Below are 25,765 nucleotides of genomic sequence, written 5' to 3'. Positions count from 1 at the left end.
AGAATCATAATAATTGATGAACTTCCTGCTAACCGCTATTCAGCGATATCACACATGATATGTTTCACTCGGGTATACTCATCAAGTGAATAAGATGAAAGATCTTTCCCGTAACCCGATTTTTTGAACCCCCCGTGCGGCATTTCGGCGCACAGCGGAATGTGATTGTTAATCCATACCGTGCCAAAATCGAGGGCAATGCTGAAACGCTGGGCACGACCATGGTTGCTGGTCCAGACGCTGGCAGCAAGACCATACTCCACATCATTAGCCTTGAGTAACGCATCTTCATCAGTTGAAAACGACTGAATAGCCATCACCGGCCCAAATAATTCATGTTGTATTGCTTCATCATGTTGATGCAACCCGGAGACGATCGTCGGCTCAAAATAGAAACCCGGCCCCGGCCCGGCTCGCCCACCGGTTTCAACTATTGCATGTGCCGGTAAACGCTCAATAAAGCCTTTCACCTGCTCGAGCTGGTTTCTGCTGTTCAATGCGCCGTACAGCGCATCCTGATCCTCTGGTGGACCAAATTTAATACTCTTCGTTTTCTGGATCAGCTTTTCCAGAAATTCAGCGTAGATGGACTGTTCGACCAGGATACGCGTAGCCGCCGTGCAGTCCTGTCCGGCATTGAAAAAACCTGCCGTGGTAATCGTCGCAATCGCTTTGTCGATATCCGCATCAGCAAACACCACTGCGGGCGCTTTTCCGCCCAATTCCAGATGTGCTTTAGTCAGATTCGCCGCTGCAGAGGCAGCAACCTGCAGACCCGCGCGAACCGAACCGGTAATCGAAACCAGCGAGGCCTTCCGGTTTGAGACCACCAGCGAACCAGTATTGGCTTTGCCCAGCACGACGTTAAATGCTCCTCTTGGGAACAACGGCGCAGCCAATTCAGCCAACAGCAGCGTGCTGGCTGGCGTTGTATCGCTTGGCTTTAACACGACCGTGTTGCCTGCCGCCAGCGCTGGCGCAATCTTCCATACTGCCATCATGAACGGGTAGTTCCACGGTGTCACTTGTCCAACAATACCCAGCGGTTCACGACGGATAGTCGAGGTAAACCCGGCGGAATATTCTCCTGCTGCCTTCCCTTCAAGACAGCGCGCCGCGCCGGCAAAAAAGCGGATGACATCACAGGATGCCGCGATCTCTTCCTTCTCAATAAAATGACGGAGCTGACCGGTTTCCTGGCTCTGCGCGTTTACCAGTCGCTCAACGTTTCGCTCTATCTCATCTGCAAGGCACAAAAGTGCCTTCTGCCGCTGTGCTGGCGTCGATTTTCTCCAGATGCTAAACGCCGCCTCCGCCGCCGAGTAGGCCTGCTCCACCTCTGCCGCACTAGCGTTGGGAGATAATGCGTACGTTTCGCCATCGACCGGACTTACCAGTTCGAAGGTATCTTGGCTGCTGCCTGCTACATATTGCCCATTGATGAAATGCTTCAGGGTTTTCATGCCTTTCTCCTGCCGGTTAATACATAAAGAATCTTATGTAATATATATATTGTAAAAAATTTTCAAATACGCAACATTGACACTATGATAGGGCTCGCATTTTTAACTTAGATTTCACATTTACAGGAAAAGGCTTTTCATCGTGAGCTGACGCGTTATGTCCAACTCATCATGAGGTTATCGGGACACACATCCGCTTGTGCTGTGAAGTTGCGTACAGGCATGTAAAGTAACTCGGCCATTCTTACCTTCCTTGCCCGGCGGGCATGTGTTAGAAATGGTCGTTGTTTCAGGGAATTGAGTGCAGAAAAGTTATGATTACTCACGCGGTCATATTTGCGCCTATCGGGCAGGTCAGTCGTTCGGACCAGATAGTGCAACGCCTTTCAAACGCTATTATCACCGGGTTGCTGGAGCCAAAGGAACAACTTCCCAACGAAACTGATTTGGCAAAGATGATGGGCGTCTCACATATTACCATCAGAGAAGCGCTCAATACGCTTCGGGCTAATAATCTAATCTATACGGTTCGTGGTCGTAATGGCGGGAGCTTCGTTTGCGAAAAAATTGATAGCAAAAACAACGCCCTGCATCCGTTCAAAGCGATAAGCACAGATTATCTTTCTGATCTGGGTGAAATGCATTGTGCCATCATTAGCCATAGCGCAAGGCTGGCTTCCAGACGAATGACCAGCGCGGACATCGCCAAATTTCGCGAGTTTGTTGAGGTGCTCAGAAAGGCAAATTCACCTGAACTAATGACCCAGGCAGATATGCGTTGCCTGCTGGCGATAGCCGCCAGTTCGCATTCCGCGCGGCTGGCCAACCAGGAACTACAGGTGCAGGCAGAATGGGCATCGTTGGTGGCGATACTCTATCGCATAGACAGCGTTCATGCGGAGATTATCGCGCTTTATTCAGCGCTGGCGGATGCGTTAGCGGCTCACAACGAGGCGGAATCGGTGCAGCTTGCCACGAGGATCATCGACACGTTTACCTATTACCTTATTGAAAAAAAGTTGAAATATAACGCGAACTGACAATCAGTGAAGGCAGAACAGACAATGAGCTCTTCGACATCTTTAAGCGCATTAATTCGTAAGATTGATGATATTACCGCCTCTACCGTAGAGTCTACAGTTGCGCTGGCGAGGAGCATCCATGAGGCTATTTCTGGGGTGCAAAAGGCCTCCGCAGAAGTAGTTCTCGATCCGTCGGTGAGATCGACCGTTCAGCAGCACATCAAACGCACCCTCAGTGACAACCATTACTGCTCAGGGGCCGGGTTCGCCAGCCATATTGAGAGCACCGCAACCGCAAAAGAGTATTGGCTGCTGGAATGGTGGTATAAGAAAGATAATGGCTTGAGCCAGGCCCATCTCGATTTAGATCAGGCCACGCAGCAACGACTGGATTTCAGAACCTTCGAGTGGTTTAAGCACTCACCTCCGGAGGGAAAAGCGTATATCCACGGCCCCTACGTCGACTATATCTGCAATATCTCTTACACCCTGACCTCGGCGGTGCCGGTCTATTACAATGAGCAGTTTCTTGGCGTCGCCGCCGTCGATCTGCTGGTCAGTCAGATTGAAGCCGAACTGCTTTCCTGTCCCCACCCTGACTATGTCATTCTGACCAATCTGGAAAACCGGATTATCTTCTCCAGTTGGCCGCGTTTTCGCGTGGGGGAATTGCTGTCCCCCACGCACAGCACCGTGGTTTACCAGAGCGACTACTTTATCCTTTATCACTATCAAAACTAAGGGCCCGAGGGCCCTTAGTTTTAATTATCCTGCCCCACATTGAGTTTGTTAGCATAAGCAATGGCGTCGTTTTCCGGTGCCGCAGATCGCCCGAAAGGTCGTGTCAGGAACATATAGATAAGACCAGAGCCAACAACAATCGCCAGGCCGAACAGTACCGTCCAACGATCGATGAAGTCGCTGCTGTCTGCCGGTTGTGCCAGCAACCAAATCCCGCACAATCCATAGGCCAGCGCCAGCACATTCACAATCACGCCCCAACCGCCAATAGTCCACTCTCCAGCCGGTTTCCAGCCTTTGAGACGCTGGCGTAGCGCGGCAAGCACTACCATCTGGAACGAGATGTAAATCCCGATAACGGCAAATGCGGTAATACGCGACAGGTTGTCTGGCTGGAAATAAACCCAAACACAGATGATGACGGGCAGCAGACAGCTAACGACCATGGCATTATCCGGAACACCATTTTTAGATATTTTTGACATCCATTCACTGCCCGGCAGCATTTTGTCGCGGGAGAAGGAAAAGATAAGACGGCTTAACGCAGCCTGCAGAGACAGAATGCACGACAGCATCGCCACAATCGCAACAATGATAAAGACAGTTGCACCGGTTTCACCAAGTGCTTCATTCAGGATGGTCGGGATCGGGTCGGACGTTTTGCCATTGACGATACTTATCAGATTTGGCGAAGCCAGCAGGTAACCCATAACGGAAATAATCGCGGAAATCGCGCCAAATACGATGCTTAGAATCATCGCAACAGGGATCTTTTTACTTGGATTTTGTACCTCTTCCGCAACATTACCACAGGCCTCAAAGCCAAAGAACATGAACAGCCCCATCAGCGCGGCAGACATAAATGCAGTTGAATAGCTGCCATCATGAGCCAGCACCCCCATCGAATCGAAGATGACCGAGAACGGCTGCGAACGGTGGAAAATCAACAGATAAATCCCCAGCGCAATCACGCTGACAATTTCACACCAGAAGCCAATTTTTGCGACCCGGGCCAGATTTTTAGTCCCGGACATATTAACAGCCATCATCAAAAGCAGCAGTAAAACGGACGTCAGCAGCATCGTGGCTGGCGTCTGACCATAGTGAAAGAGCGACTCTACAAACGTTGATGTATATTCCGCGATTGACGTAATGGTGACCACCAGCGCCCACAGGTAAATCCAGGCGGCGATCCACGCATATTTCTTGCCCCATAACCTCCTGGCCCAAGGATAAAGCCCGCCGGTTATGGGATACTGGGAAGCGACCTCACCAAACACCAATGCCACTAAAAGTTGTCCACATGCAACGATTAAAATCCACCATACTGCCGGCGGCCCCGCCAGCGTTACGGCCAGCGCAAACAGCGAATAGACAGCGGTAAGCGGCGACAGATAGGTAAAACCCAACGCAAAGTTTGAAATAAGACCTATCGAGCGATTGAATTGTTCTTTGCCATCTTTCTGAAAATTATCGTTTTTCTTATCAGGTGTCTGTTCCATATAGCTTTCTCTTTTGTGGAATAGTCGCAGGGTTGAACAATTAATGTATAAAAGATATTAAGTTATATGTATAGTGATTTTGTCACGTAATTGTTAAAAATGATCGCACATCACATTCCCGAAAAAACTGGAATAAACCATCAAAATTAACAACAAATTAACAAAAAAGTGATGTATTCATGCTGACAAAAGAGAAAGGAGCCATACGTTACTGAGGAATCGCGCATCTGTTCGGCGTGGCTGTTCAGATGCGCGGCTGTTGAATTGTTAGCCAGTGCAGACCGACAAACTAAATTGTGAAATAAAACGATCGATAGTAGTGATATCCTCCTGCGTCAATGACCAGCCAGGTTTGCGACAGTAATCAGCCGTAATGATCCCCCTGCGCTGTAAGATTGTTTTTTCTACCTGAATGATATATTCGCAGTGCTGCATCCAGCGTTGTATATACGGTAACAGCGTCTCATGTAACTGCGTCGCTTGCTGATGCTCACCTACCAACCAGTGACGATAGATTTGCACATAAATTTCGCTAAACGAGCAGCCAGGCATCACCCCTTTTCCTCCCGACTCCAGCATTTGCAGCATATACAAACCGGCATAACCGTTTAGCACATGCGCGTCTGGCGCCTGCTGCAGAAATTCACGCGTATAGTTCACCGGCGGATTACATTCAATCTTGAACACCGCATGTGGGTAACGTTTTGCCACCTCAGCCAATTGCGCAGGTGTAACCGGGAACCCCGTTTCTCCTGGCGCGTACTGCACCATCACCGGAATAGTGACCGCTTCCAGTACCGCGGCAATATGCGCCTGCACTGCGGCAAGCGATGGCTGTAGGAAAAAAGGCGGCAACAACATTAGCGCATCAGCGCCCATACTCTGGTAGCGCCGCGCACGGCGAACGGCCACTTCTGTGCTATGGTCGGTGATCGACAGTGCGCGAAATATGCCTTTATCCGCTAACTCAGCAACAAAGACTTCCGCCAGTTGCTGACGTTCATTATCGTCAAGTTTCGGAAATTCACTGGCAATGCCAAACAGTGTGAGCCCATTAACACCGATGCCAGAAAGATGCGCCAACAAACGACGAAAGCTCGTAAAATCCACGTCACCCTGCGGTGTAAACGGCAGAGCAACAATGGGATTAACCCCTCGGATGCGCGCAACCGTAATCATTACAAATCTCCCCTATCCGCCAATACAGCCCCCTGCGCAGCCGGTAGCGCCCAGCGACGATACAAACGTAAGAACCCACGTGGAACGTCTTTATGGACCAGTTGGCAGTGTTGCTGACGTTCGTTCAAGACCCTCTCTTCCACATTCAACATTAATGTCCGCTGAGGAATATTAATGCTGATCGAATCCCCGCTTTCGACCAGCGCCAGAACACCACCATCGCTGGCTTCTGGCGAAATATGCCCAACAAACAGCCCACGATTCGAGCCGGAAAAACGTCCATCAGTAATCAGCGCACAGGAGTCTGACAGCTTCATTCCTTCGAGGAATTTCATTGGCTTATACATCTCTGGCATACCCGGTCCGCCTTTTGGTCCTTCGTAGCGCAGCACCAGTACGCTTCCCGGCTGAATATCACCGGAGAGAATCGATTCCACGGCCTCATCTTCGCTGTTAAATACCACAGCAGGTCCGGTAAAGACCATCAAATGGTCCGGCACTGCAGCTGGCTTCACGACACACCCCATTGGTGACAGATTGCCATGTAACACAGCAACCCCCGACTCATTGCGTACCGGGATAGCCAGTGTATGGATAACTTCCGGGCGGCGGGAATTGGGAACACCCCGTAGCCATTCACCTTTTGTTTGCCCGTTGACCGTCAGGCAACTGAGATCCAGTAAATTGGCGATCTCTTTTTCCACTGCCGCGACACCGCCCGCTTCCCAGAAATCGATCATGTCATACTCCGACGCCGGATAGAGCGAGGCGACCAGCGGTACCTGGTGACTGAGAGCATCAAATTCAGCCAAGGGCAGATGTCCCAACTCGGCTTCATAATAAATAGCCTGTAGATGCAAAATAGCGTTAGTGGAACCTCCCGTTGCCAGCAGATAAGTCATCGCATTGCGGATCGATTCGCGCGTAATAATTTGTCGGGCGTTCACGCCACGCTTAACCAGATCAACAGCCGTTACCCCAGTCGCATAAGCACAATCTCGTCGTTCATGTGAAATCGCAGGCAGCATACTGCTCCCTGGCAGGCTCATGCCTAATACTTCCGCAATACAACACATCGTGTTGGCTGTACCGTACATCGTGCAGGAACCGTGGCCCGGCTCAGCAATATCTTCAATATGGCGGAATTCAGCGTCATCAATTTCGCCACGACGTTTCCAGCCAATAGCCTCGGTGACGATATTGCCGTCCCAGTGTTTACCTTTGTATTCTGCGGGATACATTGGCCCGCCATTTACTAAAATAGCCGGGATATCGAGACGTGCTGCCGCCATCAGCATAGCGGGCACGATTTTATCGCACGACCCCAACAGCACCATGCCGTCGAAGCGGTGAGCGCGCATCATCACTTCGATCGAACTGGCGATAATTTCGCGGGCCGCCAGAATATAGCGCATACCCAGATGCCCTTCAGCAATCCCATCGCATGGAGCGATAGTGCCAAACACCATCCCCACGCCACCAGCCTCATCGATGCCTTTCAGCACATGCGCAGTTAGTTCATTCAGATTGGCATGTCCCGCTGTCGCATTGGTATAGCTGTTGACGACGGCAATCACCGGGCGATGCAACTGTTCGTCTGTATGGCCCATTGATTTATACAAGGCGCGTTTTAAAGCGCCATCATCACCGCTGAGGATCGGGTTGAAGTGCTCGCCACCACAACCTGCGCATCCGCTGCCACAACTGCTCATATATGACCTCTTTTCGTTAATACACTGTTTTCTGCTGGTGTTTTTTTGCGGTCGCGGGGATTAACCAAGCGTCCGGGAATGAGGAAAATCAGCGGCGCGCAGAGTACAAGGAAGCCCGCCAGAATATACAGTCCGCTACTGGTGCTGCCGGTGGTGTCTTTCAGCCAGCCGAGAACGGTTGGACCAAAGAATCCGGCTAGATTACCAATCGAATTGACTAATGCGATACCAGCAGCCGCTGCCGTACCAGAAAGTAACGTCCCCGGAAGGCTGATATAGGTTGGGATTAGGGATAACGTGCCGGACATGGCGACACAAATCCATGCCATCATCCAGAACGTGGAGCCTTCATTCAGGGCGCTAAATGTCAGACCAATCGCACCGATAATCGCCGGAATAGCTATGTGCCAGCGACGCTCCTGCTTCAGATCAGAGTGACGGCTGTTCCACAACATGCAGGCCGCACCGAAAATATAGGGTACCGCCGCCAGTAGGCCGATAGCAAAATCGTCCTGTACGCCGGAGCTTTTAATAATCGATGGCAGCCAGAAGTTAATACCGTAATAGCCAATGTTAAAACTGAAGAAAATCAGCGCCAGCAACCAGACGAAGCGGTTACGGAACATCGCAGACAGGCTGTGCTGCGGCATTCCGGCGTTGGCTGCGACTTTATCAAGCTGATCTTTATGCAGATCTTGCTCAATCAGCGCTTTCTCATCATCCGATAACCATTTGGCCGATTTCACGTCATTATCGAGATAACGCAGCACGACGAAGGCCAGTAGGAATGACGGGATTGCTTCCACCAGGAACAACCATTGCCAGTTGTGCAGTTGACCAACACCTTCGAACATTTTCAGGATTAGCCCTGACAACGGGCTGCCGATAATGGTCGACAGCGGCGTCACCAGAATAAACAGCCCCAGCGTGCGCGCTGAACGCCAGGAAGGGAACCACAGCGTTAAATAATAAACAATCCCCGGAAAGAAACCGGCCTCTGCGATACCAAGTAAAAAACGTACAATGTAAAACTGGGTTGGTGTGGTAACAAACATCGTCAATGCTGATAAAACTGCCCAGCTTGCCATGATGCGTGCAATCCAGAAACGGGGACCAAAACGCTGCATTAGCAGGTTACTCGGCACTTCAAAAAGAAAGTAACCGATAAAGAAGATACCAGCACCGATCCCATAAACCGTATCGCTGAGATTCAACGCATCCTGCATATGGAGTTTGGCAAAACCCACGTTCACCCGATCGAGATAGGCGAAGAAATAACACAGGATTAAAAACGGGATCAGCCGTCGGGTCACTTTACGATAAACCGCATTTTTATTTTCAGTATCAAGGGTACGCGTATTCATCTTTCAGCCTCTTGAGTTGTTATTGTCGCGATGCTCAGGTATTAACCTGTTGCCATGCCTGGGCATAGGCCTGCGCGTTGGATCGAACCTGTTCATAATCTGCGCCCGCACGATACAAACCGCCGCCGCAACCAAAACCTTTTGCTCCCGCCTTACACCAGTTTTGTAACTGTTGCGCTTTAGCGGAAATACCGCCAACCGGCATACACACGACGTGAGGGGGTAAAACCACGCACATGGCACGGAGTATCTCCGGTGAGATCATTTCCGCCGGATAAAACTTCAATCCGCTGGCACCAGCATCCAGCGCCATAAACGCTTCGCTTGGTGTGGTAACGCCGGGCAAACTGATGACGCCATGATCTCTGCTACGGCTGATCACTGCGGTGTTCATATTGGGTGAGATGATGACCTGACCGCCCGCATCGACAACACTATCGACCTGTTCTGTCGTCAATACCGTACCCGCTCCGACGATAGCACGCTCACCCACCCGTTCACGGAGCAGCGTGATAGAATCGAGCGCTCGCGGTGAATTCAGCGGGACTTCGAGCCAGGTGAAGCCGGCCTCGAGTAATACGTCGCCAATTTCCGGCGCGTCCTCTGGTGTCAGACCGCGTAAAATCGCGATCATAGGAAGCGGCGTTTTTTGCCATAAGCTGGCAAAGTTAAAGCTGTCCATTTTGTTTCTCTGCTAGTTGTTGTTGAAGAGACTGCATACCGGCAATAAAACAGCGATCACCATCGATGCAGCGTGTCTGAATACCAAACGCATTGGCAGCCAATTGATAACGTCGTGTTAACGCCGTACTGCCCACCAGCCAAACGAGTCCGGTGTTGTCAGTGCAAAACTCCATTCCAATCAATAGACCGGAGAGATAATCACTCACAGATTCAGGCGGTATTTCCCCCGAAAGCCGTAGCGTCCGGGCAGAAAACAGAAGTTGGCTTAATGCAGCGTTGCGCCGGGATGCCGCAACACCGCGCAAGAATGCACTGTCATCAACCACCGCATCAGGAAGCGCACGTCCCAGCAAGGAGTGGGTAATTAGCACGTGGAATAGTTCGCCTGTCATATAAGTCGAAAAATCAACGATTTCTCGCTTCTTCATTCGAGCGTGTTTGCTATGTGTACCCGGCAGAATCGCCCGGAAGTCGACGATACCTTCCAATAAGGACAGCCCGAATAGTTGTACTTCTTCACCGCGCATTACATCCGGTATGTCACCGTTAGGTGCTTTACGTATCCCTGGTACAATCCATGCTTCGCTGCCCCAGGAGGTGGTGAATTTTTTGCTGTGCATAAGCAGGCTATCGGTGCTCGCGGGTAATGGACAGTAATCAACCTCATACCAACCCTGCTGCGAACCTACCATTCCTGCCATTGCAATCATCGGTGAACCTGATTCCACCCACTCGCCCAGTAGCATTTTTAACGTCGAATCGAACCGCCCCGGCTCGACGTGAAGAAGTCCGCAGCTGGCGCTGCGCTTATCCAGCACATCGTTTCCTGCCATCAACCACGCGCGAAAATTAGAGGTTCCCCAGTCGATCGCGATCCATTCCCCACTCATCTTGTAACCTCAATAAACATATCTTGTATGACAAGAATGTAATTGAGTTAATGTTACCGATCTGTGATCGCGATCGTGAAGTGAAGTGAAATAAAACATTTCATGTCGTAAGCTGATCTCACAAGAAGAACTATCTTGTATACCTAACATTCTGTTTTTCGAGTACAATGCCTCATTCTCATTTCTTCAAGGCCGAATATGACTACCTCGCTAACAAACATCTCTGAAACGATTACCCGCGATCTGGCGATGAAAATCATTCGCGGAACCCTGGACGATGGAGAGATGCTCCCCGGCGAAAATGAACTTGCCGTGCAATATTGCGCGTCACGTACCTCTGTGCGTAATGCGTTGCATGTCCTGTCGGCGAAAGGTTTATTATCAATTCAGGCGAAACGACGCAGCACGGTTAACCCGCGTGAACTCTGGAGTTTTCTGGATACGGATGTACTGAGCTGGATGGAAGAAGTTGGTATTTCGCCCGATGTTGCAGAGCAACTGATGGTAACGCGTCTGATGTTTGAACCTAACGCCGCTGCGCTGGCCGCCGCTAACGCTACAGCTCGCGATTTAGCTGCCATTGAAGATGCCTGGACGCTTATGTCGCGCGGGCAAAGGCAGGATCAGGTTGCCCTCTTCGAGGAAGGTGATTTAGCCTTTCACACGGCATTACTCAAGTCCTGCCATAACCCCTTTTTAATGTCGATTGGCAACGCCCTTTCAGCCGCCATGATGCTGTCGTTTAAACAGACGCAGGAGTCATCGGTTAAGGAGACCGAGCATGCCGTTGAGCAACACCGACTCCTTCTGGAAGCAATACGATTACGCCAGGCCGTTACGGCGCGGGAATGCATGCGCGATATTATTCTTAGTGCGGCCAACCGCCATTTGTGGAAAACAGTGCCGGATAAATACGCGCACCTGGTTTAAGTCGGAGGTTAAGTAGCAAAAATCGCTGCTGTTAAACAACATTTTTGCAATATAATAACGAGATGTTAAACGATGAACCTGAGCAGGTGAATGATGGAAATTGATCTCGATAATCTGGTCTTTGATGGGCTGGAAGAAGCGCAGGCCCGCAACGCCGAACGTCTGGAAGATGCAGACCAAAAAGCACAAGAAATTGTTGCTGATAACGACTGCGGCGATGCCTGCAAAATCTGATTTCCACACCGGCGTAATGCCGGTTTTTACTTCCTGCAGATTCCTTCCCGGTAAGAGATTCAACATTCAATAAATTGATGTTCTTCGTTGAGCCGATATTTCACCCCCGCCCGAATGTTGTTTTCCCCCTCAACAGCAAGCGCAAAGCGCATTCTCTCGCCATCGTGATAGGCTAGCGCCGCGCAGCCGCCGGGGCCGAGAATGATCGAGTCGACGGTGCCGGTACTGGCAACAACGGCGTTTTCTCCGCTGGCAATAATGTGGATGTTGTCCGCACAGTTGGCAATGTTAGATTCTGCGCCGAAGCAGGCCAACTGGGTTAAATCACCGCTGCAGGCAATCCGGTTCCGGTCGCCGAGCGAGCTGATGCGTACTCGCATGCCGGTACAGGCGATACGCGTTGCGTCGCCCACGCTACTGATCCGCGCCGAATTACCCGCTACCGCAATTCGCCCGCGATCGCCTGAGCTGCCAATATGCGCGTTATAGCCGACGCTGCCAATACGTGCGCTGTAACCTGCGCTGGCGATTTGTACGGCATACCCGGCGCTGGCGATTTTAACGTTATCGTCTGCGCTACTACATCGGGCGTTATCTTCCGCACTCGCCAGCGGACGATTGATTTCCCCCGCCGTTTGCGCACGGGCAATATTCCCCATAGCATAAATATCCTGCTGGACAAAACTCGCCTCTTCCCGCCATTTTGACCAGCCGTATTCCACCAGGCTATTTGCCCAGTCTGTATACCCTTCCCGCTGGAGCGCACGATGAACATCGGCGTAACTTCCACCTAACGGAAATGCACGTAGAAACCAGCGATACATTACGGGCCCAACGCGCCAGGCCCGTAAATCACTTCGCGTAATCATCATCGCTTAATGCCGGTGATAGCCATCCACCATACACTTGAAGGTTTCGCCCGGCGTACGACCTGTTGTGCAAAGATAAAGATGCCCAAAAATGAAAAAAAGACTGACAATTGCCAGCGCAAAGTGCGCCTGAAGTAACCAGTAACGCACGCCAGGGAACACATCGCCGACGACCGTAGGATAGAGCGACAGCAACCCAGAGATAAGCAGCAGTGGCAGCAAACCATACATCACGCCAACATAGGCCGCTTGCTGTAGCGGATTGAATTTAGAACGCTTTGATGCCGGGAATGGATGTGGCTCACCCTGCATAATGCCAAACAGATAAAAACGTGCTTGTCTCTGCGCGCGAGCGATCCAGCCCTGACGTTGAATAATATAGTGATGCCCGTTGCCGCCAATCATGTTGATCAGAACAAAACCCATCCAACAAGCGAGCAGCAAAAAGCCGCAAACCTCATGTACGGTAAGCAGGCTTTTCATCACCGACGCGCTGGCAGCAGAGAAGTGATTGATCAGGCCACTGACCAGAAGTAGCAGGAATAATAGCGCATTCGACCAGTGCCACAAACGAACGGCCTTCGAGTATAAATAGACCGTCTCACCGTGCCCTGCCGGAGCTTTATGCGCAGCCCGAAAGCGCAGCATGGCGTGTAGCGCCAGCACCATCCACATCCCCACCAGCATCAATCCGGCAATGACCAACCACACGGGCCAGTAGTCCGGTGAAAACAGGGGAACATACTGCGCAAGCTGGGCATGAAACTGTTCGGCATTCTGCGACGCGTTCATACATTATCCTTTTTAATCAAATGTTGACCGAACCGACGATACAGATGGGGTTTTCCGGCGCCTGCAAGTTGATATTCGTAATATTTGTTTTCTCGCAACCAGGTCTGAATTTCCGGGCTATCTTCACGACCAAAAATCAGCGCATGTTCCGGGCAAGCATTAACACAGATCGGCGGGAAACCTTTCGCCAGACGAGATTCAGCGCAAAAGTCGCATTTATCCGCTACTTTGGTCTGCGGGTTTAGATAGCGCACCTGATAAGGACACGCGCCAATACAGTAGCTGCAGCCGATACAGGAAGACGCGTCAACCCGCACAATGCCGTTCTCATCTCGCCAGGAAGCACCGGTTGGACACACCTCAATACAGGGCGCATCATCACAATGCTGGCAGGACTGACGGAAATAGTGATACAGCGTTTCGTTGTCGTTATCCGAGACCGGAATATGCGCTATCGACAATCGACTGCCCTGGGCTGGTACATGGTTGGTTTTCCTGCATGCTCGGGCGCAGAGATTACATCCGTTACACAGTGATTCGTCGTGAATCATGACGTAACGCACGGCTTTAGGGCTCTTCGTACTCGCTAACAAATTTTGACCCGGGCCGGTGAAAAAAATTACCGTCCCCATGCCAATGACAAATTTTCGTCGGGTGAAGGACATCGGGTTATCCTCTAATACTGTGACAGTGGTCGTCCACACGTTCCATGACATCAACCTGAAAAATTCAGGGGTTCTGATACTGCTCAACCTCAAGCCATTCGCACAGGCCGTACGCTTTGCCATAACTCATAAAACGTTCGCTAAACAGATAAGGCTCCGCATTTGACGATTCCACAGTCCGTATATCTGCGTAATCAGGATGCATTTCCATGGCCGTTAGCGCCGCTGTAACCTGCTGAGATTCAAAGCTATACGGCGGTTGCATCAACATGGCGACCTTATAGGGGCGAGGGTACGTTCGACAATCAAAACGTACCGCCTCGGCAATCGCGAGGCAGATGTCGTTTTCCACTACCTGCACACACATGTTGGCGTAGTTTGCCGTCATGGTTTGCGTCGAATAGAAATACGCATCTTCGGTGCCCTGCACACAGGTGATATCCGTGCTATTCGCATCCAGACACAGCGCATCCAGTAGCGCGGAGAGATCGGTTTCAGGGACCGAGTAAGGTGGAAGCAAAAACAGACTACGCGCCACCAGTTGCCCCGAAACTGAATGCTGACGGATAAAATCTGCCACAATCGCCTGCGGGTTGGCGGGGTCCTGAACCTGCGGCACACTCACCTGTTCTACCGGCGGGTGAAAAGCCTGCAACCATTGTCTCTTGTGGCCATCTACCTCGTCAGGAAGCGCCTCATCGGGTGTCAGAACATCGCTCACGTTTGTCATCTCGCGTTCCTTACGCCGGCAACAGATCTTGCGCCGCCAAATCAGCGGCTACATCTTCAAGTCCGAGTCGGTTCAGGGTTTCACGCGTTGGGCAACCCAGCTCTGGATCCCAGCCCATTTCCTGATAGAACATCGTCAATGACTGACGCATATCTTCCCGATCCATCTTGTCGGTCCCTTCAGTGAAGACGGGGATCTTCGGATCTTTATCGAACACCCAGGAGCAGATGAGATCGTGCTCATTGCGCATATCTTTGGTTTGCATCAGTTTGACGGTATAAGCACGATGCAAAGTAAAGATGCGTTCAGCAGCCAGATCCAGACTCGCTTGCGTGGTTTCATCGCCGGTGACCGCCTGGAAGAATTTTGCTTCCAGATCCAAATCCCCGCGATAGTTGCGGCTCTTGAGCGGGGAAACCGTCATCGGCCAGACCCAGTTGCACAACGTCACCGCGTTATGCAGGCAGACTTTCAGTAGCGTCCATTTGGCATATTTGATCTTGGCAGCATTGATCGGGGTGTAGTTTTTGGTTTCATCGTAGGCATCCTGTGAACCAAACAGCTCGCCCGCCACTTCGCGCTGCAATTTCAACGGCAAACCGGAACCGATGAAGTTGATATGGGTGTGCGCCATGCAGTCACGGTTAAACATACAGTTGGTGATCGCCCCCACCTGCGCTGAAGCCTCGTTCGCATGGTGAACAGGAAAACCGAACGGTGACCACAGTTTATTTTTGGCGTAGCCCCAGTACTCTTCGCCCAGATCCCAGCGCTCAGCAATGGCATACGAGCCGTCCGCAAGGTGGCTAAGTTCGCCTACGCGGTGCGCCAGTCGATAGTAAAAGTCTTTAATAAAATTAGGATCGCCTTCTTCCAGCTGATCCCACCTGATCTCCGCATACTCCTCTGCTGGCAGCACGCGCTTAAATACGCCTTTCGAATAACAGTAAGTAAAGTCACGATGCAACTGCCCGTAGTTACACCAGATGCCGTAATCGTCAAACAGGTTCAGGCCAATCAGGTTCCCCACCACGCGCCCATCGTCTTTATCGTCGAAATCTTTCGGGCCATTGGGGAAAATGGTGGTGTGGACAAAGTTCGCTACGCAAGTATTACCACCGGTACTCGGTACACCAAAATCTTTCACTCTCGGGACATTGAGCTGCGACATACAGCGAATTGGGCAAGAATGGCAGCCGCTCATTTTGACCGTGTACTTCTCAGCGGCTGGTCCCAGATCGAAAACGGATTTATAGGTTCGAAAACCCACGGTATTCTGGTTGCCAGGTGGGATTTCCCCGGTTTCGATTGGTCCCCCTTCTGCTGCGCCCCAGAAGAGTCCCTTACGCGCCGTCCAGCGGGAATTTGGCGAAGAGTATTCCGCCCAGGCCTGCGGGGTGCTTGGCACAACGTGGTTGTTGTTGGCACCGATGAGCTCGGTCATCATGTAGTCATTGAGCCGTTTCATCTCTTTGCGGTCGGCAATATTGACGCCTTTAGTGCCTTCTACCGCAATAGCCTTCAGGTTTTTCGAGCCCATTACTGCGCCGGTACCAGCACCGCCGCTGTGGTTACGACTGTTGATCATGCAGGAGAGCGGCACAAGATTTTCCCCCGCCTGGCCTATCGCGGCAACGCAGGTTTCAGGACTGGTAATGCGGCAAATTTCTTCAGTTGTGGCGCGCGTCCCCTTACCCCACAGGAAATCGGCTTTTTCGATGCTAACCTTATCGTCTTTAATGTTGAGCCAGACGGGGGTCGCGGATTTGCCTTCAATAATAATGGCGTCGTAACCGGCGAATTTCATTTGCGCGGCAAAGAATCCCCCCATATGGGCATCCACGACTAAATTACCTTTGGTAAAGGTCGATAAGGAGGTGATATTGACGCGGGAGCTACACGGAGCACCAGAACCCGTTAACGGCCCGGTGGCAAAAACCAGCTTATTCCCTTCATCAAAAGGCATGGTGCCGGGCGGAACTTCGTCGTACATAATTTTATAACCAAAGCCCATCCCGCCGACAAATTTTTTAAATTTACTGGAATCCTCAAGGGTGATATTACCCGTAGAGAGATTGACCCGTAAAATATTACCTGTCCAACCATTAGCCATCATGTTTTCCTTTGCAAGAAGGTTTAATAGATATACTCGCCATCCGTCAGGCAGTTTTTTTCTGCAACACCGCGATATTTTCGGCAATTAATGACGCGTATCAGGCATGCCTGCTATCTATCAAACAGTAATATCTTTCCACTCGATAATTTTTAATGCCCCAGTTGGACACGCATTTGCGCATTCCCCGCATAACACACATTTTGAGGATTTTTTGGTTTCGGTATTCACGGTCGCCATCATCCACGGACAGGCAGTAGTACACGCGCTACAGCCAATACAACGTTTGTGATCCACGGCAATACAACCGTCTTCCTGTTTCCAGGTAATAGCGCCAATGGGGCAGACCTTCATACATTGCGGATCTTTGCACTGACGACAGGTATCAGCGGTATAGTTTAAATCGCCATACAGTCCGCCACCGGAGCCAACACCATCATCGCCAAAGAAGAAATTGCGATGGATTTTTATACGGGAAAAGAAAGTGCCCACGGCACCATCGTTATAATTAGTGCAGGAAATTTCACAGCGGTGGCAGCCCGTACAGCGTGCTCGTTGGGTCACCAGCACCCCTTTCGGCGTATTGATAAGACCCACAGTACCACTGTCGACATCTTCCTGCTTACAGCCAAAAAGTGATAACAACGCAGGGGCGATGGTTAATCCCGCAAGACCTTTGCCTGATATCCGCAGAAATTCAAGCCGCGTTAAACCACAATCTAAAAATGGACGATCAACCTGGTTCATTTATTTCGCATCCTCTTCGCAAACGCTGTGGTAGCAACACCTCCAGGCTAAATTAAACCAGTGCAGCTCAAGCCATTTCGAGCGATTAATGTTGCCAACAACACGTAAATTTTTGCCCTAACCTGATCGTGTAAATGACGGTGGTTAAACTGAATGAATCTAATCCTTTGGGGTTAGGCACAGGAATAATGTGGTTATTTAGGGCTTATAGTTTTGATCGTCATCAATTAAAAAACGGAAGGGAAATAATTAATGCGGAGTGATATTTATTATCATTAAGATAAATTGAAATAGAATTTCATATGATTTACAAATATTTGTGACCCCACTCTCATATATATTTTATATATCAAACGATATACAATTTAATATACAGCGAAAAACCTTCTTCTGATTGCAGTACTAAATTATATATATTGGTAGATTAACGTAACGAGAATAAGAGGACGGCGAAGAATCTCCCTTCCTCTTTTTATGAATTAACCGGCCAACGCTTTAATTACAGTCTCGATTGCCTCTTTTTCTAGCTCGTTGCGCTTCACACGCTGATTGGCGAGGGTCGTCCTCAGTACTCCCGCAATGACGATATGCTTAGGCTCCTGTCCCAGATCGCGCATTTCCAGCACTACTTTACCGACTACTCTGCACATTTCACGGTACAACTCGTCGTCTTTGGTCTGATTTCCCATTTTTGCCTGCTCGTCATTAACTCAAACCCACAGCATATATCAGTATGGTGGTTTAGACAAAATTCAATGAAAATCAATCAAATGTCATCAATCTACAGAACCTGTTGAAGACGGTTAACCAGCTCAGCCAGGCTCCCCGCCTGCATTTTTTCCATCACCCGCGCCCGATGAACCTCAACCGTACGCACGGCAATATTCATGGCGTCAGCAATTTCCCGATTCATTAACCCTTTTGCTACCAGTTGTGCCAACTCTCGCTCCTTTGGCGTAAGCTGCTGATAGCAGACCACGATCTTTTGTCGCGAGAAGGCGGCCTGAGAAACCTGCAATGCATGCTCTAATGCCGCCTGCAGCGGCGCGGCGGACACCGGCTTTTGCAAAAAATCGACCGCACCGCGTTTCATTTGTTCAACCGCCATCGGCACATCGCCATGCCCGGTGAGAAAGACGACCGCCAGCGTGCTCTTTCGCTGACGCATTGCTTCATGCACCGCGTGTCCATCGAGTACCGGCATCCGCATATCCAGCAGAAGTACGCCCACCTGGTGCAGATTTGCCCTGGCAAGGAATGTTTCGCCTTGCTCCCAGCAACTCACCTCATATCCCAGACTTTCCAGTAAAAACGCACAGGCCTGGGTTACAGCGATGTCGTCATCCAGCAGATGAATGATTGCCACGACGGCCCTCCTCCTGGTTTTGCTTAAAATGTAATGTCACTACTGCACCTGCTTTTTCATCGGGAGCTGGATGATTTTTGATATCAATGTCTCCGTTTGCGAAGCGTACCAACCGCTGGCAAATCACCAGCCCGAGTCCCATGCCCTCTTTACGCGAGGTCATAAACGGCTGAAAAGCCTGGTACAACTGAGCCTCGTCAATGCCTCCGGCATTATCCTGCAGCTGAATACTCACACCGCCATCCTGACGCAAGGCGCTAAACCACACTGTGGTAGCCCCGGCCTGGGCGGCATTGAGTACCAGATTGGCCAGCACCTGTTCGAGAAGAACGCTCGGCAACGTTAGCGTTAACGCCTTGCTAACTCGCGTTTGCAGCGCTATCGCTGGGAATTGCTGAGGCATGCGCAATAATTGCCAGACGTGATGGATTGCATCGTGAACGTTGACGGCTTGCCAGTCATCGGTCATCACCGGATTACCCTGTGCCTGACTGACCCACTGACGAAGATTGCGCAGCGTATCAGCGCCCCGCTGCGCCTGAGTATCAATGTGTTCCAGCGCGGGTAACAATGGGTGTTGTTCATCCTGACCGCGCAGGCGAATCAGACAACCTTGCGCATAATGGCGGATAGCCGACAGCGGCTGGTTTAGCTCATGGGCAAAGCCGGAAGTCATCTCTCCTAACACGCTCATTTGGCGAGCCGTTTCCAACGCCTGCTCCTGTTTGCGCAACAGTACGTTGTTTCGTTCCAGTTGCCTGCCGCGTCGGCGAACCAACAACATCACCCAGATGTAGTTGAGCGTGAGCAACAACAGCACGATGGCCGCCGCTCCCATCGCCAGCCGATGTTGAATAAACCAGCTTTTGACATCAAGCCACAGCTGCCGCTGCTGCGGATGCTGGCGGACATCGCGCAGCAACGCTTCCACCTCGCGGGTCGAGGCGGGCGCTCCCCAGCGAAATGTCGCGTCCTGCGGCGCATTAAACAGGGCCCGCGTGACGCGATCGGCCAGCTCGTCGCTTACCGCGGGCAGCGCCGCAAATGACCAGTCAGGATAGAGCGGCGTGCTGGTTAAACAGGGAATCGACGTCGGATAGTTAAGCACGGTCATAAAATCTGTTTTACGAACCAGCCCTTCTTCATCCATTTTTTCCAGCAGGCATACCGGCACAATCACCGCCTGCACGGCTTTTTCGCGTAATAAATAGAGTAACGCGTCAGCGGGAAATCCAGTAAATGTCAGGCGCAAATCACGCTCCGGGCGCAGGCCTGCATCGCTAAGTGCTTTATATCCTAATAAATAGCCGCCAAATGCCTGCGCATCAATGGCGCCAACGGTTTTGCCGATCAGATCGTGTGGAGAGGTTATCCCGCTGTCGCGTCTGACAAGGATCGCGCTGCCAATTACGTTACTGGCGGCTTTCCCGCCGCGGGTAGAGCGCAGCGAAGCCAGCCAGCGCAGCGCCGAACGGCTGTTTAGCTGAACAAACTGCGCCGGATTAGTGACTACAAATTGTACTGTTCCGCGATTCACCGCCTCCTGCATCTGGTGCAGATCCAGAGGTTGAATGTGAAACTGTTCGCCGGGGATTTGCTGATTTAACATAGTCTCCAGCGGCTGCCAGTGATTACGTGTGGAGACGTCCCCACGCATTGCCAAAATACCAATGTTCCATGTCTGCGCCCTGACTACACCGCTCAGCATCCACAGCGACGCCAGCAGCGTCAGACATTTTACTACGTTGCGTCCCACTCAATTATCCCTGTCTTATATGTTGTTTTAGATCAACAACTAGCCGGGTATGTGGTTAACCACAATAGAGTACTCCCCGTCACGATTTTTACACTGTAAATCATCGAGATTCTTTATTCATCACACGCAATCAACGGCGTGACCAATGTTTCGTTGTTGCATCGTGACGGGAGAAAATATGGACAGCAGTAAACGGCAGTTTCTCCAGCAACTTGGCGTCCTGACCGCTGGCGCATCGCTGGTACCTTTGGCTCAGGCGCAATTTCCCTTTTCGCCTGAACGCCATGAAGGCTCACTTCAGCATCGCTACGCCATGCTGGTTGACCTGCGACGCTGTATTGGCTGCCAGGCCTGTACCGTCAGTTGCGCTATTGAAAACCAGACGCCGCAAGGCGAGTTTCGTACCCTCGTCAATCAGTATCAGGTGCAAATTGAAGGCCAGCTGAGCGTCACTAACGTTCTGCTGCCGCGTCTGTGCAATCATTGTGATAATCCCCCCTGCGTTCCCGTTTGCCCAGTACAGGCCACCTTCCAACGCGAAGATGGCATTGTGGTGGTCGACAACACGCGGTGTGTGGGGTGCGCCTACTGCGTTCAGGCCTGTCCTTATGATGCGCGATTCATCAACCATGAAACGCAAACCGCCGATAAATGCACTTTTTGTGTTCATCGCCTGGAAGCTGGCCTGCTCCCGGCCTGCGTGGAATCCTGCGTCGGCGGCGCACGCATTATCGGCGATATCAAAGATCCGCACAGCCGAATTTCGCAAATGCTGCATGAACACCATGACGCCATCAAAGTCCTGAAACCGGAAAACGGGACTTCACCCCACGTGTTCTATCTGGGACTGGATGAAGCGTTTGTCACCCCGTTGATGGGACGCGCTCAACCCGCTCTCTGGCAGGAGGTTTAAATGAACCATTCACTAATTATCGACGAGGTTCTGGCCCATCCCCAGGACGTAAGCTGGTTACCCTGGGCCGTACAATATTTCTTTTTCATCGGCATTGCTGCCTGCGCCGCGCTGTTCGCCTGTGTGCTTCACTGGCGCAAACAAGAGACGCCGGAACTGGAAAACATGACGCTGCTAATCGCCCTGACCTGCGCAATTACTGCGCCGCTAGCGCTGACCGCTGACTTACACCAAACTGCCCGCGTCTGGCATTTTTATGCTTTTCCGACGCCGTGGTCGTGGATGCCGTGGGGCGCGCTGTTTTTACCGCTATTTACTGGCTTCCTGGGTCTGTGGTTTCTGGCGCAGCACGTTAAACGGCTCACACTTAAAAGTTACAGTGTCACAAAATGGTTAGCATTGGGTAGCGCACTTTCGGCCATCGGACTGCTGATTTATACCGGACGCGAAGTGTCGGTAGTTCAGGCGCGCCCCGTCTGGTTCAGCTACGCCTTTCCGGTTGCGATGTTTCTCAGCGCCTTGCAAACATTTCTCGCCCTACTCATCTCAGTATCTAAAAGCGAGGGAACATTAGCGCGCAAACTGGCGTGGGGACAGATAGTCACCCTGGTAGCACTGGCTTTAGTGGTAGTGGCGTGGGCAAGCGGTAATACGCTTTCCGGTTCGGCTATCCGCCAATGGCTGGATGTGGCCTCTTCGGCACAACACTACGCCATCGGCTGGGTTGTGCTCTGGCTTATTTCGCTTGTTCTTTGCACGCTGGTGCTACGTAACCCCTTATCGCTGCCGCTGCGCATAGTACTCGCGTTAAGCGCAATGGCACTGTGCTGGCTGATGCGCTGGACATTACTCATTCAGGTACAGACCGTACCGAAATTTAACGCGCAGTTTAATCCTTACACCTTGCCCAGCGGTACCGATGGTTGGCTAGCCATTGTGGGTACCTTCGGCCTGTGGATTGCGCTGATCATTATTGTTCGTGAAGCCCTGAACGCGATCGCAAGGAGAATGCAACATGGCTAATTTAACCCGTCGTCAGTGGCTTAAAGTGGGCCTTGCCGTAGGTGGTATGGTGACTTTTGGCCTGAGTTATCGGGACGTGGCAAAGCGCGCGATAGACGGTTTACTGGACGGAACCTCGGGCAAAATTACCCGTGACCGCATTTTTGGTAACGCCCTCATCCCTGAAGCTAATGCCCAGCAGCGCTGGCAGCAAAACCCACAGCAGGTTATCTCCATGACGCAGTGCTTCGGCTGCTGGACGCAGTGTGGCGTGCGGGTTCGCGTTGACAGTGAACAAGGTAAGGTACTTCGCATTGCGGGCAATCCGTATCATCCGTTGTCTCAGGAGCATCATATTGACTCCGCCGTCCCCTTTGCCACTGCAATGGAACAGCTGGCGGGCGAATCGGGTCTGGACGCGCGTTCCACTGCCTGCGCCCGTGGCGCCACCTTACTTGAAGGACTCTACAGCCCGCTGCGCATTCTGGAGCCAATGAAACGCGTCGGCAAACGCGGTGAAGGAAAATGGCAACGCATTAGTTTTGAACAATTGATCAAAGAGGTAGTGGAAGGTGGCGATTTGTTTGGTGAAGGTCACGTTGATGGCTTGCGCGCAATCCATAACACCAACACACCGCTTGATGCCGGACATCCCGGATTTGGCCCAAAATCCAATCAACTGCTGGTAACCAATACCAGCGATGAAGGTCGTGATTCATTTTTACGCCGCTTCGCACTGAACAGTTTTGGCAGTAAAAACTTCGGTGCCCATGGCGCATACTGCGGTCTGGCTTATCGGGCAGGTTCCGGCGCGCTAATGGGCGATCTGGATAAAAACACCCACGTGAAGCCCGACTGGGACAACGTCGAATTTGCGCTGTTTATGGGTACGTCTCCGGCGCAATCCGGCAACCCGTTTAAGCGCCAGGCTCGCCAACTGGCCAGTGCCCGTTTACGTAACGACTTCCGGTATGTAGTGGTGGCACCAGCCCTGCCATTAACCACCGTACTGGCTGACGATCGCGGCCACTGGCAGCCCGTACGCCCAGGAAGTGACTCCGCGCTGGCGATGGGGATGATCTGTTGGATTATCGATAAACAACGTTATAACGCCGATTACCTCGCCATTCCCGGCGTGCAGGCCATGCAGCAGGCAGGAGAAAAAAGTTGGACCAATGCGACGCATCTGGTGATTACCAATGAGCTTCCAACACTTGCCGGACAGCATTTAACCCTCGCGCACCTGAGCGCAGATGCCGCCCAGGTGCCGGTAGTCATTAACGAAGCTGGCGAAATTGTCGCAGCCAGCAGTTGCGCGCGCGCGCAGCTATTCGTCACCCGCGACGTCACGCTGGCAGACGGACAGACGGTGACCGTAAAAAGCAGCCTTCAATGTCTGAAAGAGTCCGCAGGGAAACTGTCGCTGGCACAATACAGCCAGCAGTGCGGCGTATCTGAAGCAGACATTGGCGCACTGGCCGACGCGTTTACCCGCCATGGCCGTAAAGCGGCGGTGATCACGCATGGTGGAATGATGGCAGGCAATGGATTCTATAATGCCTGGTCTGTGATGATGCTCAATGCGCTGATTGGCAACCTCAGTCTTGAAGGCGGCGTGTTTGTCGGCGGCGGCAAGTTTAATGGCGCCACCGACGGCCCACGCTACAACATGGACAGCTTCGCCGGGAAGGTTAAACCCAAAGGGTTAAGCATCGCGCGCAGTAAAACGGCTTATGAGTCTTCCGAAGAGTACCGTAATAAGGTGGCTGCCGGACAGTCGCCCTTCCCGGCCAAAGCCCCGTGGTATCCGTTTGTTGCCGGTCAGCTCACTGAACTCCTCGTCTCAGCGTTGGAAGGTTACCCTTATCCGCTAAAAGCCTGGATCTCTAATATGACCAATCCGTTCTACGGCATTGCAGGGTTGCGCGCCGTGGCGGAAGAAAAGCTTAAAGATCCTGCGCGTTTGCCGCTGTTTATCGCCATTGACGCTTTTATGAACGAAACCACGGCGCTGGCAGATTACATCGTGCCAGATACCCACAACTTTGAAAGCTGGGGATTCAGTGCGCCGTGGGCGGGTGTCGCCAGCAAAGCGACCACAGCGCGTTGGCCTGTCGTCAGAGCCGCAACCAGCACTACCGCAGATGGTCAACCGGCCTCGATGGAAGCTTTTTGTATCGCCGTTGCGAAACGTATCGGACTACCCGGATTTGGCGACAACGCAATTACCGATCCGCAGGGCAATCACTATCCGTTGAATCGTGCGGAAGATTACTACCTGCGACTCGCCGCCAATATTGCGTTTATGGGCAAAGCGCCTGTGGCAGAGGCACGGGAAGATGACATCGCGCTGACCGGGGTGCAACGAATCTTGCCTGTAATGACTCAAACGTTAAAAACCGATGAGGTAAGCCGCGTGGCGTTTATCTATTCGCGCGGTGGCCGTTTTGCGCCGGATAACAGTGGTCGGGTCGATAACCGTGTCGGCAATGCGTGGGAAAAACCGCTGCAAATATGGAATGCGGACGTCGCCGCGCACCGCCATGCGATTACCGGCGAGCGTTACAGCGGCTGCCCCGCCTGGTATCCTTCGCGCCTGTCAGATGGACGTGCGGTCGAGGAATTGTTCCCGGAACAAGAGTGGCCGCTGAAACTGATTTCCTTTAAATCCAATACTATGTCCAGCGCCACGGCGGTGATCCCGCGCCTGCATCATCTGAAACCGGTTAATCTGGTGGCGCTCAATCCGCAGGATGGTGAGCGGTATGGTTTAGCACATGGCGATAGGGTGCGGATCACTACGCCTGGCGGGCAGGCGCAGGCGCAGATAAGCCTGCTGCATGGCGTCATGCCGGGCGTGATCGCCATTGAACACGGTTACGGGCATAAAGAGATGGGCGCAGCTCAGCATACGCTCGACGGCAAGCCAATGGCATTTGATGCACAAATAAAGTCAGGAATTAATCTCAATGATTTGGGCTTTGCGGATCCTACCCGACAGGTTGCCAATACCTGGCTTGACTGGGTGTCGGGAGCCGCAGTGCGCCAGGGATTGCCAGCGAGAATTGAGCGTATAAATTGTTAATCATGT

At 51.8% G+C, this 25,765-nt stretch carries 23 protein-coding genes; 7 read left to right on the top strand and 16 right to left on the bottom strand.

What is annotated here, in order from left to right; translation table 11 throughout:
- Positions 1–35 precede the first annotated feature (35 nt).
- On the bottom strand, positions 36–1,463 hold the full coding sequence (locus ACU8YC_RS01110) for a gamma-aminobutyraldehyde dehydrogenase (RefSeq protein ID WP_446894928.1): 1,428 nt from the start codon (positions 1,461–1,463) through the stop codon (positions 36–38).
- Positions 1,464–1,777: 314 nt separating this feature from the next.
- Between ACU8YC_RS01110 and ACU8YC_RS01105 the strand changes: the two genes are divergently transcribed.
- Positions 1,778–2,503 carry a FadR/GntR family transcriptional regulator gene (locus tag ACU8YC_RS01105; protein ID WP_151219060.1) on the top strand — a complete coding sequence of 242 codons (726 nt, stop codon included), beginning with the start codon at positions 1,778–1,780 and terminating at the stop codon, positions 2,501–2,503.
- Positions 2,504–2,527: 24 nt separating this feature from the next.
- Entirely contained in the window at positions 2,528–3,226 is a 699-nt protein-coding gene (locus ACU8YC_RS01100) for a cache domain-containing protein (protein ID WP_151219059.1), read from the top strand.
- 20 nt (positions 3,227–3,246) lie between these two features.
- Here the strand turns inward: ACU8YC_RS01100 and ACU8YC_RS01095 are convergent, their stop codons facing one another.
- The 6 genes from ACU8YC_RS01095 to ACU8YC_RS01070 all read right to left on the bottom strand — a co-directional run bounded on the left by ACU8YC_RS01095 (position 3,247) and on the right by ACU8YC_RS01070 (position 10,557).
- Positions 3,247–4,728: an APC family permease gene (locus tag ACU8YC_RS01095; protein ID WP_210905023.1), complete on the bottom strand. Its 1,482-nt coding sequence runs from the start codon at positions 4,726–4,728 to the stop codon at positions 3,247–3,249.
- A gap of 267 nt (positions 4,729–4,995) precedes the next feature.
- Positions 4,996–5,907 carry a dihydrodipicolinate synthase family protein gene (locus ACU8YC_RS01090; RefSeq protein WP_151225396.1) on the bottom strand — a complete coding sequence of 304 codons (912 nt, stop codon included), beginning with the start codon at positions 5,905–5,907 and terminating at the stop codon, positions 4,996–4,998.
- Positions 5,907–7,619, bottom strand: a complete 1,713-nt coding sequence (ilvD, locus tag ACU8YC_RS01085; protein ID WP_151219056.1) for a dihydroxy-acid dehydratase — start codon at positions 7,617–7,619, stop codon at positions 5,907–5,909. Before ilvD ends, ACU8YC_RS01090 begins: the two co-directional genes overlap by 1 nt.
- Positions 7,616–8,983 (bottom strand): MFS transporter, encoded by a 1,368-nt coding sequence (locus ACU8YC_RS01080; protein ID WP_151225395.1) that lies wholly within the window; start codon positions 8,981–8,983, stop codon positions 7,616–7,618. The genes ilvD and ACU8YC_RS01080 overlap by 4 nt, the downstream gene beginning before the upstream one ends.
- A gap of 34 nt (positions 8,984–9,017) precedes the next feature.
- Entirely contained in the window at positions 9,018–9,665 is a 648-nt protein-coding gene (locus tag ACU8YC_RS01075) for a 2-dehydro-3-deoxy-6-phosphogalactonate aldolase (protein WP_187252521.1), read from the bottom strand.
- Positions 9,652–10,557, bottom strand: coding sequence for a 2-dehydro-3-deoxygalactonokinase (locus ACU8YC_RS01070; RefSeq protein WP_446894927.1), 906 nt, complete (start codon positions 10,555–10,557; stop codon positions 9,652–9,654). The genes ACU8YC_RS01075 and ACU8YC_RS01070 overlap by 14 nt, the downstream gene beginning before the upstream one ends.
- Before the next feature lie 198 nt (positions 10,558–10,755).
- Here ACU8YC_RS01070 and ACU8YC_RS01065 point away from each other — a divergent pair, with 198 nt between their 5' ends.
- Both ACU8YC_RS01065 and ACU8YC_RS01060 read left to right on the top strand, forming a co-directional pair.
- Positions 10,756–11,487, top strand: a complete 732-nt coding sequence (locus tag ACU8YC_RS01065) for a FadR/GntR family transcriptional regulator (protein WP_151219052.1) — start codon at positions 10,756–10,758, stop codon at positions 11,485–11,487.
- A 93-nt stretch (positions 11,488–11,580) separates the two neighbouring features.
- The gene (locus ACU8YC_RS01060; RefSeq protein ID WP_151219111.1) at positions 11,581–11,721 is read left to right on the top strand and encodes a hypothetical protein; all 141 of its coding nucleotides are present in this window, start codon (positions 11,581–11,583) and stop codon (positions 11,719–11,721) included.
- 59 nt (positions 11,722–11,780) lie between these two features.
- Here ACU8YC_RS01060 and ydhT read toward each other — a convergent pair whose 3' ends face one another.
- From ydhT to ttrS, 9 genes are all read right to left on the bottom strand, one after another.
- Positions 11,781–12,593, bottom strand: a complete 813-nt coding sequence (ydhT, locus tag ACU8YC_RS01055; RefSeq protein ID WP_151219051.1) for a protein YdhT — start codon at positions 12,591–12,593, stop codon at positions 11,781–11,783.
- 3 nt (positions 12,594–12,596) lie between these two features.
- Complete coding sequence (gene phsC / locus ACU8YC_RS01050; RefSeq protein ID WP_151219050.1) at positions 12,597–13,382, bottom strand: thiosulfate reductase cytochrome B subunit; 786 nt, start codon at positions 13,380–13,382, stop codon at positions 12,597–12,599.
- Positions 13,379–14,047, bottom strand: coding sequence for a 4Fe-4S dicluster domain-containing protein (locus ACU8YC_RS01045; protein WP_151219049.1), 669 nt, complete (start codon positions 14,045–14,047; stop codon positions 13,379–13,381). The genes phsC and ACU8YC_RS01045 overlap by 4 nt, the downstream gene beginning before the upstream one ends.
- 64 nt (positions 14,048–14,111) lie before the next feature.
- Positions 14,112–14,777, bottom strand: a complete 666-nt coding sequence (locus ACU8YC_RS01040; protein WP_151219048.1) for a YdhW family putative oxidoreductase system protein — start codon at positions 14,775–14,777, stop codon at positions 14,112–14,114.
- Positions 14,778–14,787: 10 nt separating this feature from the next.
- On the bottom strand, positions 14,788–16,890 hold the full coding sequence (locus tag ACU8YC_RS01035) for an aldehyde ferredoxin oxidoreductase (RefSeq protein WP_151219110.1): 2,103 nt from the start codon (positions 16,888–16,890) through the stop codon (positions 14,788–14,790).
- Between the two features lie 120 nt (positions 16,891–17,010).
- Positions 17,011–17,637: a ferredoxin-like protein gene (locus ACU8YC_RS01030; RefSeq protein WP_003029338.1), complete on the bottom strand. Its 627-nt coding sequence runs from the start codon at positions 17,635–17,637 to the stop codon at positions 17,011–17,013.
- 479 nt (positions 17,638–18,116) lie between these two features.
- Positions 18,117–18,326 (bottom strand): fumarate hydratase FumD, encoded by a 210-nt coding sequence (fumD, locus tag ACU8YC_RS01025; RefSeq protein ID WP_151225392.1) that lies wholly within the window; start codon positions 18,324–18,326, stop codon positions 18,117–18,119.
- A gap of 92 nt (positions 18,327–18,418) precedes the next feature.
- Positions 18,419–19,003: a tetrathionate respiration response regulator TtrR gene (ttrR, locus tag ACU8YC_RS01020; RefSeq protein WP_151225391.1), complete on the bottom strand. Its 585-nt coding sequence runs from the start codon at positions 19,001–19,003 to the stop codon at positions 18,419–18,421.
- Positions 18,978–20,711, bottom strand: coding sequence for a tetrathionate respiration histidine kinase TtrS (gene ttrS, locus ACU8YC_RS01015; RefSeq protein WP_278238012.1), 1,734 nt, complete (start codon positions 20,709–20,711; stop codon positions 18,978–18,980). The genes ttrR and ttrS overlap by 26 nt, the downstream gene beginning before the upstream one ends.
- Before the next feature lie 226 nt (positions 20,712–20,937).
- On the opposite strand from ttrS, the gene ttrB reads away from it, so the two are divergent.
- From ttrB to ttrA, 3 genes are read left to right on the top strand one after another with little or no spacing between them, the layout of a single operon-like run.
- On the top strand, positions 20,938–21,672 hold the full coding sequence (gene ttrB, locus ACU8YC_RS01010; RefSeq protein WP_222840911.1) for a tetrathionate reductase subunit TtrB: 735 nt from the start codon (positions 20,938–20,940) through the stop codon (positions 21,670–21,672).
- A complete protein-coding gene (ttrC, locus tag ACU8YC_RS01005; RefSeq protein ID WP_151219045.1) occupies positions 21,673–22,695 on the top strand; it encodes a tetrathionate reductase subunit TtrC in 1,023 nt (340 codons plus the stop codon).
- Positions 22,688–25,759 (top strand): tetrathionate reductase subunit TtrA, encoded by a 3,072-nt coding sequence (gene ttrA / locus ACU8YC_RS01000; RefSeq protein WP_446894926.1) that lies wholly within the window; start codon positions 22,688–22,690, stop codon positions 25,757–25,759. The genes ttrC and ttrA overlap by 8 nt, the downstream gene beginning before the upstream one ends.
- Positions 25,760–25,765: the final 6 nt, after the last annotated feature.

It is taken from the genome of Citrobacter sp. VF227 (assembly GCF_052950715.1).
This window is presented reverse-complemented; position numbering and strand designations above follow the sequence as displayed.

Coding starts and splice junctions, on each gene's coding strand:
- ACU8YC_RS01110 (WP_446894928.1), bottom strand. CDS start 1,463: ATGAAAACCCTGAAGCATTTCATCAATGGGCAATATGTAGCAGGCAGC.
- ACU8YC_RS01105 (WP_151219060.1), top strand. CDS start 1,778: ATGATTACTCACGCGGTCATATTTGCGCCTATCGGGCAGGTCAGTCGT.
- ACU8YC_RS01100 (WP_151219059.1), top strand. CDS start 2,528: ATGAGCTCTTCGACATCTTTAAGCGCATTAATTCGTAAGATTGATGAT.
- ACU8YC_RS01095 (WP_210905023.1), bottom strand. CDS start 4,728: ATGGAACAGACACCTGATAAGAAAAACGATAATTTTCAGAAAGATGGC.
- ACU8YC_RS01090 (WP_151225396.1), bottom strand. CDS start 5,907: ATGATTACGGTTGCGCGCATCCGAGGGGTTAATCCCATTGTTGCTCTG.
- ilvD (WP_151219056.1), bottom strand. CDS start 7,619: ATGAGCAGTTGTGGCAGCGGATGCGCAGGTTGTGGTGGCGAGCACTTC.
- ACU8YC_RS01080 (WP_151225395.1), bottom strand. CDS start 8,983: ATGAATACGCGTACCCTTGATACTGAAAATAAAAATGCGGTTTATCGT.
- ACU8YC_RS01075 (WP_187252521.1), bottom strand. CDS start 9,665: ATGGACAGCTTTAACTTTGCCAGCTTATGGCAAAAAACGCCGCTTCCT.
- ACU8YC_RS01070 (WP_446894927.1), bottom strand. CDS start 10,557: ATGAGTGGGGAATGGATCGCGATCGACTGGGGAACCTCTAATTTTCGC.
- ACU8YC_RS01065 (WP_151219052.1), top strand. CDS start 10,756: ATGACTACCTCGCTAACAAACATCTCTGAAACGATTACCCGCGATCTG.
- ACU8YC_RS01060 (WP_151219111.1), top strand. CDS start 11,581: ATGGAAATTGATCTCGATAATCTGGTCTTTGATGGGCTGGAAGAAGCG.
- ydhT (WP_151219051.1), bottom strand. CDS start 12,593: ATGATGATTACGCGAAGTGATTTACGGGCCTGGCGCGTTGGGCCCGTA.
- phsC (WP_151219050.1), bottom strand. CDS start 13,382: ATGAACGCGTCGCAGAATGCCGAACAGTTTCATGCCCAGCTTGCGCAG.
- ACU8YC_RS01045 (WP_151219049.1), bottom strand. CDS start 14,047: ATGTCCTTCACCCGACGAAAATTTGTCATTGGCATGGGGACGGTAATT.
- ACU8YC_RS01040 (WP_151219048.1), bottom strand. CDS start 14,777: ATGACAAACGTGAGCGATGTTCTGACACCCGATGAGGCGCTTCCTGAC.
- ACU8YC_RS01035 (WP_151219110.1), bottom strand. CDS start 16,890: ATGGCTAATGGTTGGACAGGTAATATTTTACGGGTCAATCTCTCTACG.
- ACU8YC_RS01030 (WP_003029338.1), bottom strand. CDS start 17,637: ATGAACCAGGTTGATCGTCCATTTTTAGATTGTGGTTTAACGCGGCTT.
- fumD (WP_151225392.1), bottom strand. CDS start 18,326: ATGGGAAATCAGACCAAAGACGACGAGTTGTACCGTGAAATGTGCAGA.
- ttrS (WP_278238012.1), bottom strand. CDS start 20,711: ATGCTGAGCGGTGTAGTCAGGGCGCAGACATGGAACATTGGTATTTTG.
- ttrB (WP_222840911.1), top strand. CDS start 20,938: ATGGACAGCAGTAAACGGCAGTTTCTCCAGCAACTTGGCGTCCTGACC.
- ttrC (WP_151219045.1), top strand. CDS start 21,673: ATGAACCATTCACTAATTATCGACGAGGTTCTGGCCCATCCCCAGGAC.
- ttrA (WP_446894926.1), top strand. CDS start 22,688: ATGGCTAATTTAACCCGTCGTCAGTGGCTTAAAGTGGGCCTTGCCGTA.